General features: G+C 40.3%; 14 protein-coding genes and 1 pseudogene. 4 read left to right on the top strand and 11 right to left on the bottom strand.

Annotated elements, in window-relative coordinates; translation table 11 throughout:
- The first annotated feature begins 13 nt into the window (after positions 1-13).
- Together BLQ81_RS10015 and ggt are read left to right on the top strand one after the other, a co-directional pair.
- Positions 14-2,386 (top strand): S9 family peptidase, encoded by a 2,373-nt coding sequence (locus BLQ81_RS10015; RefSeq protein WP_092729816.1) that lies wholly within the window; start codon positions 14-16, stop codon positions 2,384-2,386.
- Positions 2,383-4,083: a gamma-glutamyltransferase gene (gene ggt / locus BLQ81_RS10010; protein ID WP_092729815.1), complete on the top strand. Its 1,701-nt coding sequence runs from the start codon at positions 2,383-2,385 to the stop codon at positions 4,081-4,083. The genes BLQ81_RS10015 and ggt overlap by 4 nt, the downstream gene beginning before the upstream one ends.
- A 111-nt stretch (positions 4,084-4,194) precedes the next feature.
- Here the strand turns inward: ggt and BLQ81_RS10005 are convergent, their stop codons facing one another.
- The 3 genes and pseudogenes from BLQ81_RS10005 to BLQ81_RS23020 all read right to left on the bottom strand — a co-directional run bounded on the left by BLQ81_RS10005 (position 4,195) and on the right by BLQ81_RS23020 (position 6,354).
- Positions 4,195-4,914 (bottom strand): LytR/AlgR family response regulator transcription factor, encoded by a 720-nt coding sequence (locus tag BLQ81_RS10005; protein ID WP_092729814.1) that lies wholly within the window; start codon positions 4,912-4,914, stop codon positions 4,195-4,197.
- A gap of 2 nt (positions 4,915-4,916) precedes the next feature.
- Complete coding sequence (locus BLQ81_RS10000; protein ID WP_175454207.1) at positions 4,917-5,777, bottom strand: sensor histidine kinase; 861 nt, start codon at positions 5,775-5,777, stop codon at positions 4,917-4,919.
- A gap of 226 nt (positions 5,778-6,003) precedes the next feature.
- Positions 6,004-6,354: pseudogene (locus BLQ81_RS23020) on the bottom strand (TraB/GumN family protein).
- A gap of 193 nt (positions 6,355-6,547) precedes the next feature.
- Here BLQ81_RS23020 and BLQ81_RS09990 point away from each other — a divergent pair.
- Entirely contained in the window at positions 6,548-7,576 is a 1,029-nt protein-coding gene (locus tag BLQ81_RS09990; RefSeq protein WP_092729811.1) for a sugar phosphate isomerase/epimerase family protein, read from the top strand.
- Between the two features lie 208 nt (positions 7,577-7,784).
- Here the strand turns inward: BLQ81_RS09990 and BLQ81_RS09985 are convergent, their stop codons facing one another.
- The 7 genes from BLQ81_RS09985 to BLQ81_RS21985 all read right to left on the bottom strand — a co-directional run bounded on the left by BLQ81_RS09985 (position 7,785) and on the right by BLQ81_RS21985 (position 11,605).
- Positions 7,785-8,183, bottom strand: a complete 399-nt coding sequence (locus BLQ81_RS09985; RefSeq protein ID WP_245693231.1) for a sulfite exporter TauE/SafE family protein — start codon at positions 8,181-8,183, stop codon at positions 7,785-7,787.
- The gene (locus tag BLQ81_RS22705; RefSeq protein ID WP_245693230.1) at positions 8,183-8,317 is read right to left on the bottom strand and encodes a sulfite exporter TauE/SafE family protein; all 135 of its coding nucleotides are present in this window, start codon (positions 8,315-8,317) and stop codon (positions 8,183-8,185) included. The genes BLQ81_RS09985 and BLQ81_RS22705 overlap by 1 nt, the downstream gene beginning before the upstream one ends.
- Positions 8,318-8,469: 152 nt before the next feature.
- Positions 8,470-8,964, bottom strand: a complete 495-nt coding sequence (locus BLQ81_RS09980; protein WP_092729810.1) for a hypothetical protein — start codon at positions 8,962-8,964, stop codon at positions 8,470-8,472.
- A gap of 227 nt (positions 8,965-9,191) precedes the next feature.
- Entirely contained in the window at positions 9,192-10,610 is a 1,419-nt protein-coding gene (locus tag BLQ81_RS09975; protein WP_092729809.1) for a sigma-54-dependent transcriptional regulator, read from the bottom strand.
- Positions 10,588-11,157, bottom strand: coding sequence for a response regulator (locus BLQ81_RS09970; protein WP_092729808.1), 570 nt, complete (start codon positions 11,155-11,157; stop codon positions 10,588-10,590). Before BLQ81_RS09970 ends, BLQ81_RS09975 begins: the two co-directional genes overlap by 23 nt.
- 74 nt (positions 11,158-11,231) lie before the next feature.
- The gene (locus tag BLQ81_RS22245) at positions 11,232-11,408 is read right to left on the bottom strand and encodes a hypothetical protein (RefSeq protein ID WP_175454206.1); all 177 of its coding nucleotides are present in this window, start codon (positions 11,406-11,408) and stop codon (positions 11,232-11,234) included.
- Positions 11,409-11,452: 44 nt separating this feature from the next.
- The gene (locus BLQ81_RS21985; RefSeq protein WP_139183605.1) at positions 11,453-11,605 is read right to left on the bottom strand and encodes a lmo0937 family membrane protein; all 153 of its coding nucleotides are present in this window, start codon (positions 11,603-11,605) and stop codon (positions 11,453-11,455) included.
- A 310-nt stretch (positions 11,606-11,915) separates the two neighbouring features.
- Between BLQ81_RS21985 and BLQ81_RS09960 the strand changes: the two genes are divergently transcribed.
- Positions 11,916-13,373, top strand: coding sequence for a hybrid sensor histidine kinase/response regulator (locus tag BLQ81_RS09960; RefSeq protein WP_092729806.1), 1,458 nt, complete (start codon positions 11,916-11,918; stop codon positions 13,371-13,373).
- Here BLQ81_RS09960 and BLQ81_RS09955 read toward each other — a convergent pair.
- On the bottom strand, positions 13,368-14,522 hold the full coding sequence (locus BLQ81_RS09955) for a methionine aminotransferase (RefSeq protein WP_092729894.1): 1,155 nt from the start codon (positions 14,520-14,522) through the stop codon (positions 13,368-13,370). The two genes, BLQ81_RS09960 and BLQ81_RS09955, sit on opposite strands and share 6 nt — an antisense overlap.
- Between the last annotated feature and the right edge of the window lie 71 nt (positions 14,523-14,593).

Raw genomic sequence — 14,593 nt, 5'->3', positions numbered from 1 at the left:
ATATAAACTTCCAATGCAGCGGAAACTACTTCTCCTGCCTGTTTTGCTTTTCCTATTCGCGAAAGCAACGGCCCAATCTCCCCTTTCAGTCGATTACATCATGCGCGATCCCAAATGGATGGGAACTTTCCCCTCCTCGCATTTTTGGAGTGAAGACGGAAACAAAGTATTTTTCAAATACAATAGTGAAAAAGATCCTGCTGATTCACTCTACAAGATTGACTTGAGTAAGGCCAATCAACTTTCTAAAGTGAAATGGACCGAAGAAAAAACCCTTACAAAACCTCAATCCGCCTTTAATGCTGATCAAAGTTTAAGAATCTATCGAAAAGGTAATTCAATCATACTTGAAGACCATAAAAAGAAAACTGAATCCCAATTAATTGAGTGGTTTGAACCGGTTTCCAACCTTGGATTTCTGGCAAATGAAAACAGAATTTCATTCAATGCAGGTGGAAATATTTACGTTTATGACCGTACTTCTAAAACAGTTTCCAAAGCCACATCTATTTCAAATGGTTCCAAATCCACGAACACCGGAAGTGCCTCAGAAAGTAAAGCCGGTTTTTTAGAAGCTGAAAATCTGAACCTTCTTGGCGTAGTAAGGGAACGAAAAGAAGCTCTGGCAAAATCACGTGCCTACCGGGAATCTATCCGTGAATCATCCAGCGAATATGTCTATTTCACGGAGGGAAAAAATCTCTCCAATCTTCAGCTATCACCGGACGAGAAATTTGCCACATTTTCCGTATTCACGCCTGCTTCCAATAAAAACACTGCAGTTCCGAATTATGTTGACGCTTCCGGTTTTACCGAGAATTTAAATTCCCGATCAAAAGTAGGTATCAGTCCATCCAAAGTTGATATCGGAATCTACGATCTTACGCGGGATACAGTCTATTTCGTGACAACCTCTAATCTGCCTGGAATAAAGGATTTACCCGACTATGTCACTGATTATCCTGAAAAAATCAGGGAAGAAAAGGAGCGCAGTGTTACACTTTCGGGCCCTGTTTTTTCTCCTGATGGAAAAAGGGCAATCATCCAAGTCCGAGCCTTCGACAACAAAGACCGATGGATTACCGAATTGAATCTGAAAACCGGAGAACTCAAGACCTTGGATCGTCAGCGTGATGAAGCTTGGATAGGGGGGCCTGGTATAGGTGGGGGTTTTGGAGGAGGAACTTTCGGTTGGTTCCCTGACAATCAGCACATTTACTTTCAATCCGAAGCTACCGGTTATTCGCATCTGTACTTGTTGAATGTGGCAAGTGGAGAGAAAAAAGCCCTAACATCCGGTTCATATGAAGTCTTTGACCCTTTTCTCTCGAAGGACAAGAAGTTTTGGTACATGACCACTTCAGAAGTGGATCCTGGAGAAAGACATTTTTATCGAATGCCGGTGATGGGTGGAAGTATGGAAAAGCTGACTTCTATGACCGGAAACAATGAAGTAGTACTTTCTCCGGATGAGAAAAAACTGGCCATTATCTATTCTTACAGCAATAAGCCAGCAGAACTTTATGTCCAGGAAAATAGGGTTGGTGCTAAACCACAGCAATTGACTTCAGGTCAAAGTCAAGAATTTAAGGCCTACAACTGGAGAGATCCGCAGCTGATTAGATTTGATGCTGCAGATGGAGCAAAAGTTCCGGCGAGGCTGTATCTCCCTGATCCTGCCAAGAAAAACGGAGCGGCAGTAATCTTTGTCCATGGTGCTGGATACCTTCAAAACGTCCACAAATGGTGGAGTACCTATTTCCGGGAGTATATGTTTCACAATCTCCTTACTGATTTAGGCTATACCGTTTTGGATATCGATTACCGTGCTTCTGCAGGATATGGGCGGGATTGGCGCACGGGAATCTACCGTCATATGGGTGGAAAAGACCTGTCCGATCAAGTGGATGGAGCCAAATTCCTGATGGCAAAACACGGTGTGGAATCTGGCAAAATAGGCATCTATGGGGGCAGTTACGGGGGATTCATCACCTTGATGGCCTTATTCAATCATGGGGAAATTTTCACTTCCGGGGCAGCACTCAGATCGGTAACCGATTGGGCACATTACAATCACGGCTACACAGCCAATATTCTCAATACTCCTGAAGAAGATCCGATTGCTTACCGTCGCTCCTCTCCTATTTACTTTGCAGAAGGCCTCCAAGGACATCTCTTGATCGCACATGGCATGGTTGATACCAATGTTCATTTTCAGGATGTGGTTCGGCTTTCGCAGCGTCTGATTGAACTGGGAAAAGACAATTGGGAAATGGCCCTTTATCCGGTCGAGGATCATGGATTTGTCGAGCCGAGTTCATGGGCGGATGAATACAAAAGGATTTTAAAATTATTCAACACCACTCTACTTGAAGAAAAACCATGATATCGAGGAATTCATTCTCAATTCTGCTGATTGCTGTATTGCTTATTTCCTGCGGAAAGGATCAGGAAGCCTCTGAGATCAAACGGGGATTAATAGCTGAAAAGGCAATGGTAGTCTCAGCACGGGAAGAAGCCTCTAAAATTGGAGCGGAAATCCTCAAAAAAGGCGGAAATGCCTTTGATGCCATGATGGCTACCGAGATGGCCCTAGCGGTCACTTTTCCTTTTGCAGGGAATCTCGGCGGTGGTGGATTTATGGTTTATCGGATGGCGGATGGTACAGTTGGATCGATTGATTATCGGGAAAAAGCGCCATTATTGGCCACCAAGGATATGTACCTGGACAAAAACGGGGAGTTCCTTTCCGACTTGAGCACCAAAGGTGCTTTAGCCTCGGGTGTTCCGGGAACAATTGCCGGGATCTATGAAGCGCAGGCAAAATTTGGAAAACTAAGCCCTGCAGAAATTCTTCAACCCGTGATCGATCTGGCGAAAAATGGATTTGTGGTCACACCGCGTCAGGCTGAAAGATTACAGCGTGCAAGAGTTCAGTTTGTGGAAATGAACGGCGCAGAGACTTTTTTCAATCGTGAAATTACTAGCGGCGATACACTTAAAATCCCTGTTTTGGCTGAGACATTGGAGCGAATCGCCAAAAACGGACGCGATGAATTCTACAAAGGGGAAACCGCAAAAATACTTTCAAAACATATTATAGCTAAAGGAGGAATAATTTCAGAAGAAGATTTAGCATCCTATGAAGCGAAATGGAGAGATCCTTTGGTTTTCCCATATCGCAACATTAAAGTCATTTCCATGGCACCTCCAAGCTCTGGTGGAATGACTTTGGCCCAGATTTTTAGAATGATCGAACCGTTTGATTTAAAAAACTTTGGTCACAATACCGCTGAGTATATCCAGGTATTGGTAGAAGCCGAACGAAGAGCCTATGCGGATCGGAATTTTTATTTGGGCGATCCGGACTTTGTAACTATACCTGTTGATCAATTGCTTGACAGCGACTATTTAAAGTCAAGAATGGAGTCATTCAGCATGGAAAAAGCCACCAAGTCAGCCGATATCGCAAGGGGAGAAATTGTATTTTCGGAAAGTATGGAAACGACGCATTACTCCATTGTGGATGCGGAAGGAAACGCTGTTTCAGTCACCACCACCCTCAATGGAGGCTACGGATCCAAGGTTTATATTGACGAATTGGGGTTTTTCATGAACAATGAAATGGATGATTTCAGTGCCAAACCCGGGACTCCGAACATGTTTGGACTGATCGGGGCCGAGGCAAACAGCATTGCTCCCGGAAAACGGATGTTGAGTTCCATGACACCTACTATCATTGAAAAAGACGGGAAGTTGTGGATGGTCGTCGGAACTCCCGGTGGATCGACCATTATCACTTCAGTGCTTCAGACAATACTCAACGTCTCCGAATTTGGAATGGGTATGCAGGAAGCTGTGGAAGCCCCTCGCTTTCATCATCAGTGGCTGCCGGATTTGGTGAGTTTCGAACCTAATTCCTTTAGCGCCGAATTGATCCAAATCCTAAAGGCAAAAGGCTACCAAATCAATGAAAACAACAGCCCAATCATTGGGAAAGTAGATGCAATTCTGGTCTTACCTGATGGCAAACTCGAAGGTGGCGCAGATCCGAGAGGTGATGATAAAGCGGTGGGGTTTTAGGGTTATTTGTAAGTGGTAAGAAGTGAGAAGTAGGTGGTCTTTGTTTTTTTTACTACTTACAACTAACCAGTCACTGATAACTAATAACCACTTACAAAATTTCACAAACCCCTACACCCCAGTAATCTCCCGAAACTTCGCACTTTGTCTTTGACTGAGGTCGATTTTATGACCTGATTTCATCACGATTAATAGCGTACTGTTGAAGTAGGGTTCGATCTGAATGATAAAGTCGAGATTGAACATAAATTGGCGATTAGCTCTGAAAAAGAGGTCCTCTGGTAGTTTTTGCTCCAAATAAGTCAGGGATTTATGAAGAAGTGGCTGTTGATTTTCATAGAAAACCCGAACATAATTACCCACACTTTCGAGCAGGTAAATCTTCGAAATCGGCACGAAATGGCACTTTTCACCGTCTTTGATGAAAATCTTCTTATCCGCACTGAGCCTTTCCTCTACCAGATTTTCCACAGCTTGGAATTTGCTGCCAAACCTTTGGATAGCTTCTGCCAGACGCTTCGGATTAAGCGGCTTTAAAAGGTAATCAAGGGCATTAACCTCAAAAGCTTTGATTGCATACTGATCGTAAGCTGTTACAAAAATTACCTCTTTGACTTCTTCCAAGCTTTGGAGAAACTCAAAACCGTCTTTGCCAGGCATATTGATATCCAGAAAAATAAGGTCCGGCTTGAGCGAATTACAATCCAAAATCGCCTGCTCCACCCGATCTGAAAATCCCACTATTTCAAGATCTTCATAAGGTAGAAGTAAGACTTTCAATTCCTCCAAGGCGAGCAACTCATCATCAACCAAATAGATACGTTTCTTCATTTTTAAAGAATAGGGTAAGTAATTCTAGCGACGACTTTAGAATCTGACAAGGCATCAAGGTAAAAAGTTGCCTTATCAGAAAATAGGTTTTGCAATCTCATTTGAAGGTTTTTCAGACCAATACCCAAATCAAATGTATCCTTCAATTGCCCCGAATTAATAATTTCAATGGTCATCGTATTTCCTCTTAGTTTGCTTTCGATCCAGATTCCACCTCCATCCGGGATTTGGGTGATGCCATGCTTGATTGCATTTTCGGCCAATGTCAACACCATTGCGGGAGGCACTTTGACATCCAGGGTTTCCTCCTGCAGGGAAATGTGTACATCCAATCGCCTTCCAAACCGGATCTGCTCAAGCTCCAGATATTTGACCACCTCATTGATTTCTTCATTGAGTGCAATCAGTGGGGCTTTTTCATAATTCAGCGTGAAGCGAAGAAGCTCTGAGAGCTTGATGATTGCATCGCGGGCTTTCTCCTGATCAATCAAAACCAAGGCTTTGATGCTGTTCAGTGCATTAAATAAGAAGTGTGGATTAAGTTGGTTTTTGAGCAATTCCAATTCAGCAGACTTGGCCACATTTTCCAAAAGGAGCTTTTGTTCTGTGATTTCCGAATTCTTTTTCAGAATGTGATAGAGGTAGTAAATAATAATCCAAACGATGACGTATCTACCCAGATTCATAATTTGTTCAAAGAACCCGATCCAGAATTCACTCTTCCTGATAGTGCCAAAATCCTCGACTAAGTGGGGCGAATAGAGTAAAACAACCATCACCAAAGTAATCATCATCACATCAAAAAACGCCCGAAACCAAATCCTTGATAAAGGCTTGTCAAATACCTCAAGCTTTATAAACATAGTCTTATAGAGGTGGGAAGCTAACAGACCTACAAAAGAATAAAGAAAAAACTGTTGGAAATATTCCCATCTGAATTCACCAATTATGAAAAAAGTATAATTGATAGTCTCTATGAAAATAATAGAGCTCCATCCTATGATTTGGAGCAGCCAGTAAATTTTTGATTTGAAAAGGGAATTGGGTTTATTCTTATTCATTTAAGTTTGGAGGTAAATTCCTGGCTAATTAATGGTTTGGTTCTACCGAATAACCTGCTTTACATAGTAGGGAAATCACATCATAATCTCCTCCCAAGTGGACTGCTCCCACAACCATGAAAATTGATTTGGCTTTCATAGCTTCTTCCATTTGAGGCCCTCAATTATTATTTCTTTCCTCAAGCAATATACTGCGATAGTCAGCCATCATACCGCTATTAGTCATCGCTTGGTCGAGTGCAAGGATGTCTTCAGCCAGATATGCTGATATCATGGTTTGAACCTCTTGTTGGGTTCCTTCCTCAGTAACCAATTTCACAAGTTCTTTCATTTGTAAGTCCCGAAGAATCTGATCAAAAATAGAAATGAAAAATCGCAGGGTTTCGCTCTTAATCCATCAATGCAGGAATTTATCGATAAATGAAGATGACTCCTATTCTAAAAATAATAACTAACGCTCAAACTGAATTTCTACCAAATAAACCTCAGTAAAACGACTTAAGTCAAAACAAAAAAGAATCCCGATTAAATGTCATACTTTGATCCTAGTCTCTATCAAACCCAATTAAACCATGAACAACAGAAGAAAATTCCTCCAAAAATCTGCCCTTGGAATCGCAGGACTCGCGATGGCCCCTTCTTGGCTACAAGGTGCTCCCTCAATTATAAAATCCTTCAACAAGCCGAATTCCCTCATAAACGGTGTGTCAATCGGATGCATCACCTATTCCTTCAGATCCATGCCGGATCAAAGTGCTGAAGCCACCTTAAAATATGTGGTAGACAGTGGTCTGAGTTCCATTGAACTCATGGGTGATCCAGCTGAGAGCTTTGCAGGAATGCCAGCTTCCCCAATGAACAGAGCGCGGATGTTCCAATTGGGTGGAAAGCAGCGACGCGGTGAAGCTTTGACTGCCGACGAAACCAAAGAATTGGCAGAAATGCAAGTCCAAGCTCAAGATTACAACAAAGTCGTAGCTGCATGGAGATCAAGTGTCGATATGAAGAAATTCGAGCAGGTTCGGAAAATGTACAAGGACGCAGGAGTCTCGATCTATGCTTTCAAGCCAAATGCCTTTGGACAAAATAATACGGATGCTGACATCGCTTACGGAATGAAAGCTGCCAAAGCTTTAGGAGCAACACATGTTACCCTGGAGCATCCGTCCGACGATGCACACACACTACGACTTGGAAAGCTCGGCGAATTACACAAAATGGGCGTGGGATATCATGGCCACGAGCAAGAGACTTTCACTTTTTGGGATACTGCGCTGACGCAAAGCAAAATGAACGGCTTGAACTTGGATGCAGGCCATTACATCGCGGCAGGCCACACAGATTTAATTCCCCTGATTGAAAAGCATCATGCCCGCATCTACAGCATGCACACCAAAGACCGTCAAACTCCTGCCAATGGAAAAGGAAACTTACCTTGGGGCACAGGCGATACACCTATTGGTGATCTGCTTAAATTGATGCAAAAAAACAAGTACAAATTCCCTGCAACTATCGAACTGGAATACCAAGTTCCGGAAGGATCAGATGCTGTAAAGGAAGTTCAGAAATGTGTGGAGTTTTGCCGAAAAGCCTTGGCCTAAAAGCCAAGAATACGCAAAAAGCAAGTTCCTCGGAAAGTCTGTTGGGAGTTGATCGCAACAGACTTTTTTGAATTAGTGATTATCCGGATACTTTTCACCTGCTTGAATATCGATTTCCAGTCGGTTCACTTTAGGAGGAATAGGATAATTAGTTGCTCTGGCTTTAACTTAAAGAATTTTAAATACTTAGCAATCATCAAAGCGCAAGTCAGAATGTCCTGATACTTAATAGAATAATCAAAATCCCCACTGCAATCATCAGATATTTAGGTTTGATCAATTTACAAATATAGGCAGCAAATGGTGCAGCGATAATTCCTCCTAATATCAAGGCCAAAACCGGAGCAAGACTTAATTCTTTGACAAAAAACAAAAACGTAGAGGCACTTGCCAGAGACACAGAGAACTCAACGAAATTGCCCGTTCCGATGGCATAGGGGGCGATTTTCCCATTACTGAGTAAAGTATTGTTGACAATTAGTCCCCACCCGCCGCCGATAGCATCAGCAAAACCTCCTCCTGTTGCTAAGACCGGAAGACTTCTGCTTTCCCTGTTGAATTTTGGGGCGTGCTTATTTCTGACTTTTCGCAAGATCACGATACCCATTACGAAAAGGTAAACAACAATGATTGCTTCTCTAAATCTCCGTCAACATTGGATAATAAAAAGGCTCCAATAACAGATCCGATCACTCCGGGAATCAAAAGCCTTTTGGCTAATTTCCAGTCTACATTTCCCATTTTGACAATAGGTTTGAATTCCAAAATTAAAAACAAAAAGTTATTACCCTGCCATTTTGGTAGGGTATGTAGGTATTGTTTGAGAAATGGCTTCAATACGACAAAAAAAAACTGTGGAATTTCCACAGTTCTTTAACTTTATCACCCTTTCATTAATATTTTGAATACATATAAAAGATCCATTTGCTTCTTTCCATTTCTTTGGCGAAGCCACTTAACATCGATTCAATCATAAAATTCTCTTCTCTAAAAGCCTCCAATGCAGCTTTACGACTTGATTGAATCAAATTTCCTAAACCAGCTACTACATTGGAGATTCTTTCAGCATCAGTACTTACCATTACATTACCTTTTTCGGGTGTAAATTCAAATGGGTTGTTCAGGGACCTATAAGGTATTTTATTCAAATCATTAAAGTGAATTTCCAGCTCTTCCACAATGGAATTGACCTGAAACCGAAGTTCAGACAGTCTTTTTAAAAAATCAAAGTAATCAGGACCCTGGTAAATGGAGTAAAACTGTGATACCTCTTTTTGGAAATTTTTAAAATCAATAAGCAAAACCGAAAAAGTAGGCGAATCTAGCCGTTCCCTGTTTTTTTCAGAAGCAGGAATCAGTTCTAAACTAAGTTTTGTACTATTATTCATATCAAACAAAATTAGATTATATAAAACTTTTCAAATCCCGTGCCTATGAAATGAGAGCAGCCAAAGGTTGGCAGGTCATAAAAAAAAGGCGATTAAACACCCTTTAAGAGTCTTTTTTGAATTTAAAATTCAGAAGACAGTCCGTTAAAGTATAATTCAATTCTAGAAATTTGGGGAAAAATCGCCCAATTGGAGTAAGTTCCTTCTAAAATCCAAGTCTGAAAAAATCATAAATCATATTGCTTCATTTTGTTGAAAAGGGTTTTTCGATCTATACCTAAGCGCTGTGCAGCTTTGGTTCGATTGTACTTAACTTCTTCCAGCACTTTCCGCAAGATGGCTGCTTCCGCTCCAGCAGCTGCATTTTTTAGACTGGAATACGAATCATTTCTAACTGTTTCCAACTGAGGATCATCTTCGTCCAACTCTTTAAAATTGAATTTTCTGAAATAAACAACCTCCGGCGGCAATCCGGAAAGACTAATAGTTCTGCCATTTGACAATAAGATTGCCCTTCGGATTACATTTCTCATTTCTCTGAGATTTCCGGGCCAGTCATAATTCAAAAATACATCTAATACATCCGGGTCAAAACCCACCAAATCTTTATTTAATTCCTCATTGGCTAATTCCAGGAAGTGCTTGGAAAAAGCAGCAATATCATCTTTCCGTTCCCTCAAAGGAGGAACAGTAATACTGAATTCATTGAATCGGAAAAATAAGTCTTCCCGGAATTTACCTTCCTGAACTGATTTGCGGAGGTCTTCATTAGATGCAACCAAAATTCTAACATCGATTGACCTGTCTTTACTCGCTCCAATTCTTCTGAGTTTTCTTTCCTGCACCAGTCTAAGCAACCCCACTTGAATTTCGTAAGACAAATTTGAAATTTCATCCAAAAATATCGTGCCGCCATCTGCCAGTTCGAATTGACCCGCTTTGTCCGAATGTGCGCCGGTAAAAGCTCCTTTTTCATGTCCCCAAAGCTCACTGCCAGCAAGTTCTTTGGTTAAAGCACCACAATCGATCGCAATAAAAGGTTTCCCGGCCCGGGAACTTTGTTCATGGATGATTTTCGCAATATTTTCCTTTCCGGCACCACTCTCTCCATAAATCACCACACTTAGATTGGTCGGAGCGACTAGTTGAACTTCCTTATATAGCTTTCGAGATTCTTTGCCTATTCCGCGTAGGTAGTTGTCCTTTGGCAGATTAGTAGAGGAATTCGAGGAATTACCCATATCATTCGGTCTCAAAAAATTGACAGAATAAGAATGGCTTTCCTTTTTAGCCAACATGCATCGGTCAATAAGCAATAAAATTTCATCCGGGATTAGAGGCTTGGTAATGTAATCAAAGGCTCCATTTTTAATTACTTCTACAGCAATCTTGACATCTGCATAGCCGGTAATGATCACCACCTGTGTATTTGGGGATACTTCCTTAACTTTCTGCAATATCTCTCTGCCGTCCATTTCACGGAGTTTGAAATCACAAAAGATCAGATCATACTTCATCTTTTTGATGTAATCCAAACCTGTCTTCCCTGATATGGTAGTCTGAACATTATGTCCTTTTTTGGTTAGAAAACGGTCCAAAAGCTGGCATATATCCAGATTATCATCAATTACTAATATGTGGGCCATTATCTTTTTTGGGTATGATTAAAGGGTTAAATCGAGATTCTAAGACTTGATTAAGTCTTGAAAGACTAAATGGCTTACTCAAGAAATCAATTGCAAAAGAATCAAAGGCATCTTTTTGCTCTTCCATATGATCAAATGCACTCATCATTATCACTTTGCACCCCTCCTTGTAGGGTTTCAACCTCCGTAATTCGTCGAGTCCATTGCCATCTGGAAGGTTTATATCCAAGAAAATAAGATCTGGAATTACTTTTTCCAATACTCTTTTTTCTTCCTCAATTGAACCTGCCAAATGAACAATGTATCCCTTCTTTCCCAAATATCGAAAAAACAAATTTCTAATCTCTTTCTCATCGTCAACAACTAAGATAACATGCTTTTTCATATTTGTTATTTCTAGATGTGTTGAAAAAAAATCAACGCACTCTAATGATGAATATGCGTCCATATTGACAACATACATTTTACGAAAAAGCTGTAACCTGAGATTACACCTTTTTAAAATCCCCAAACCACTTACTTTATTGACAATCAAATAATCAAACATTATTCATCCTAAAAAACCGCTACAGGGATAGAAATTATCTGCAGATTAAGAGTTTAAAATTTGCAAAAAATAAACTAAGAATTCTCTATATCGTTCATGATCGCTTCTTTGGTATTGCCTTTGAAAGACTCAGTATTATCCCAAAAGTAAATTTCGCGGGTTTTAGAAGATTGTTTGGATCTTCCTGAAAGTTTAAGGATAACTTCCAAAATCGATCCTGTTTCCATTTTGCGATTTCCTTTGATTTTCATGAACGATTTATTCCAATATTTATCTTTATGAACAAATGTCAAATTTAAAAGGATCGTCCACCTATCACCTTGAATAAGGTTGCAATGATTGCAATGACCAAGAGAACATGGATGATGCCAGTAGCACTGTAAGCGAATACTCCAATAAGCCATCCTATAACTAAGATTACGGCAATGATGTACAGTAAATTGTTCATTTTAATTTTAAGTTTGGTTGAAAGTATATTTAAATCAAATATCCCAATCCCTGTGCCTAAAAAATAAAATGATTGTAATCTGCCAAAAGCCAATAAAACAAACGTTTACACTTTTATTATTTATCTATTATCTAATAATACTGAAAAAAAAGAGTAGAATAATGCCCGATATGGGGAAATTGCATTTACCGATTTATCATGCGATCTTTCTGCTCGAGTGTATTTTTTCGGTTGAACTTTAAAAGTTTTAAAGAACACAAACTATTAATCTCAATTACACACCCTACAAATAATTTCGATTCCAAAAACAATGGTAGAAAAAGAAGTCATTCGGATATTATATGTGGACGATGATAAGGAAGAACAAAAGCTGGTTTCGACCATATTAAAGACTGCCAAAAAGAATAAATATGTCCTAGAATCGGCACAGTCTATCGATGATGCCCTGGTCAAGATTAAAGATTCCTACACTGTGTTTTTGGTAGGATATAATCCAGGCAAGGACGATCAGCTTAAACTGATCAAAGAAATAAAGGCATTACGAAAGCATGCTCCTCTGATAATGCTTTCAGGATTGGATTCTGAAACCATCGACAGTGAAGTGCTCAACCTCGGGGTTGCGGATTATTTGGTTCGGGGAAAATATGATGCGAACACCTTCGAAAGAAGAATACAGTTTGCTATTCGTGACTCAAAACTATTTGAGTCTTTGGAGCAAACGAGCAAAAAGTTTAGATCTATTTTTGAAATGGCGGCTGATCCTTTTATCCTAATTGACGGGAAAAGTAAAATCCTCGAAGCAAACCCCATGTTCGTTAATAAATTTGGCATAAATCCACATGATAGAGACGATGTAAAAGAATGTTTTTTCAGCGATTTGATTTTTGAGGACAGTGCTAAGCAAAAACTCCTCAAAAACCTGGAAAAAAAGACAGAATCCTTTGAAATAGAAACGGTTATCATGACAGATGATAACACTGTTATAAACACGATAATAAGTATAGCCAAACAGGACGATAATCAATTTCAGGTTTTGATCAAAGACCTAAGCGCGATCAAAACTCAAGCAGAAGAAGAACTTAATCTTAAAAAATTCTCCTCAACGGGCCGGATTGCCCGTCTTTTAGCTCATGAAGTCAAAAACCCGCTAACCACCATAGTCCTTTCTGCTGACCAACTTCAATTGGAACTTTCCAAAGAAACATTGGCTGAAAGTGGTGATCTGATCGAGGTTATCCGGAGAAATTGTGATCGAATCAATCACTTGGTTTCCCAACTCTTGGACAGTACCCGTTTTTCAGAATTAAATATTCAAAATCATTCAGTTGAAGACCTCTTGGATGAAGCTTTGGATCAAGTCAACCGGATTGAATTGAAAGGAATTAAAGTCATCAAACAATACAAGGATGAAGACTGTCTCCTACCCCTTGACGCTGAGAAAATAAAAATTGCTTTTAGTAATATTTTAGTAAACGCAATTGAATCTATGGAGGATAAAAATGGGAGACTTACCATTAAGACTATTCTAAGAGGCCATCAATGTCAGGTGGAAATAATGGACAATGGTGCTGGAATTGCCCAAGAAAACCTGGAGCGGATTTTTGAGCCTTTTTTCACGGATAAAATCGGGGGATCCGGATTGGGACTCACCAATACACAAAATATTATTTTCAGTCATGGGGGTACCATTCGGGTGAAATCAGAGGTTGGAAAAGGAACTTGTTTCGTGATCAGGCTAAATCTCTCAGAAGACGCTCCAATTTCATAAAATGCTGCGAAGGTTTTGTAACCTTTCTATGCCCTTGGACAAGTCCTCATTTGTTTTTGCAAAGCAAAATCGAATGATCTTATCATCTTTTTTATTGGCATAAAAAACCGACACGGGAATACAGGCCACTTTGAGTTTTCTTGTCATTTTTTCCGCCAGTTCTCTGTCAGAAATTTCGGAGAGGTGACCATAAGATACAAGCTGAAAAAAACTTCCATGGCTCGGAATCACTTCAAATAAAGTTTCTTTTAGCCCCTTTGCAAAAAAATCCCGTTTTCCTTGATAAAAACTGGGAATAGACAAGTAGCGATCTGGCACTTCAAGGTATTCAGCAAAAGCATATTGAATCGGTGTCACTGTACTAAAAGTGACATATTGATGGATTTTCCGGAACTCCTCAGTAAGAGCAGGCGGTGCTATACAATAACCGATTTTCCAGCCGGTGACGTGAAAAGTCTTCCCAAATGAGCCACATACAAATGTTTTTTCTTTAAGCTCCGGATGTGCTCCCAAAGAAAAGTGCCGCTTTTCGTCAAAAGTAATATGCTCATATACCTCATCACTTACCACATAAATTTCACGATCCCGAATCAAATTTGCCAAGGCATTCAGATCATTTTCAGCCCAAACAAACCCGCTCGGATTATGAGGTGAATTAACTAAAATTGCCCTTGTTTTAGAAGAAATAGCAATTTCCACCTGCTCCCAATCCACAGAGAAATCAGTGGAATTTAAAGGGACATAAACTGGAATTCCTCCATTGAGAAGAATTGCAGGTTCGTAGCTGTCGTAGGCGGGTTCGAGAATGATCACTTCATCTCCTACTCTGACGATAGCAGAGACCGCCGAAAAAATAGCCTCTGTCGCCCCTGAAACAATAGTAACTTCACGATCCGGATCAGGAAAATAACCTTGGGTCAGTTGCGTTTTTTCGGAGAGTATTTTCCGCATACTTGGAATTCCAGCCATTGGAGCATATTGATTGAATCCTTCCCGTGTATATTTCCCGACCAAATCCAATAAAACCGGATCAGCACCAAATCCCGGAAAACCCTGAGAAAGGTTGATTGCTCCTTCTTCTGATGCCATTTGAGACATCACCGTAAAAATTGTAGTACCGATATGAGGAAGCTTGGAGCGAAGTGACATGGCCAAATTATTCTTATAAGAATCAGACTGACAAGAAAACAATTTTTTGGGATTTGCCACAAAAGAAAAAA

This window comes from Algoriphagus alkaliphilus, from assembly GCF_900103735.1.
Taxonomy (GTDB): domain Bacteria; phylum Bacteroidota; class Bacteroidia; order Cytophagales; family Cyclobacteriaceae; genus Algoriphagus; species Algoriphagus alkaliphilus.
The sequence above is the reverse complement of the archived record's forward strand: the minus strand, read 5'-3'. Positions and strand labels throughout refer to the sequence as shown.

Bases quoted from the DNA above. Each gene is read 5' to 3' on its own strand.
- BLQ81_RS10005 (WP_092729814.1), bottom strand. From the start codon at position 4,914: ATGAAGAAACGTATCTATTTGGTTGATGATGAGTTGCTCGCCTTGGAG.
- ggt (WP_092729815.1), top strand. From the start codon at position 2,383: ATGATATCGAGGAATTCATTCTCAATTCTGCTGATTGCTGTATTGCTT.
- BLQ81_RS09980 (WP_092729810.1), bottom strand. From the start codon at position 8,964: ATGAATAATAGTACAAAACTTAGTTTAGAACTGATTCCTGCTTCTGAA.
- BLQ81_RS09955 (WP_092729894.1), bottom strand. From the start codon at position 14,522: ATGTCACTTCGCTCCAAGCTTCCTCATATCGGTACTACAATTTTTACG.
- BLQ81_RS21985 (WP_139183605.1), bottom strand. From the start codon at position 11,605: ATGAACAATTTACTGTACATCATTGCCGTAATCTTAGTTATAGGATGG.
- BLQ81_RS09975 (WP_092729809.1), bottom strand. From the start codon at position 10,610: ATGGCCCACATATTAGTAATTGATGATAATCTGGATATATGCCAGCTT.
- BLQ81_RS09990 (WP_092729811.1), top strand. From the start codon at position 6,548: ATGAACAACAGAAGAAAATTCCTCCAAAAATCTGCCCTTGGAATCGCA.
- BLQ81_RS22245 (WP_175454206.1), bottom strand. From the start codon at position 11,408: ATGAAAATCAAAGGAAATCGCAAAATGGAAACAGGATCGATTTTGGAA.
- BLQ81_RS10015 (WP_092729816.1), top strand. From the start codon at position 14: ATGCAGCGGAAACTACTTCTCCTGCCTGTTTTGCTTTTCCTATTCGCG.
- BLQ81_RS09960 (WP_092729806.1), top strand. From the start codon at position 11,916: ATGGTAGAAAAAGAAGTCATTCGGATATTATATGTGGACGATGATAAG.
- BLQ81_RS22705 (WP_245693230.1), bottom strand. From the start codon at position 8,317: ATGGGAAATGTAGACTGGAAATTAGCCAAAAGGCTTTTGATTCCCGGA.
- BLQ81_RS09985 (WP_245693231.1), bottom strand. From the start codon at position 8,183: ATGGGTATCGTGATCTTGCGAAAAGTCAGAAATAAGCACGCCCCAAAA.
- BLQ81_RS10000 (WP_175454207.1), bottom strand. From the start codon at position 5,777: ATGTTTATAAAGCTTGAGGTATTTGACAAGCCTTTATCAAGGATTTGG.
- BLQ81_RS09970 (WP_092729808.1), bottom strand. From the start codon at position 11,157: ATGTTTGATTATTTGATTGTCAATAAAGTAAGTGGTTTGGGGATTTTA.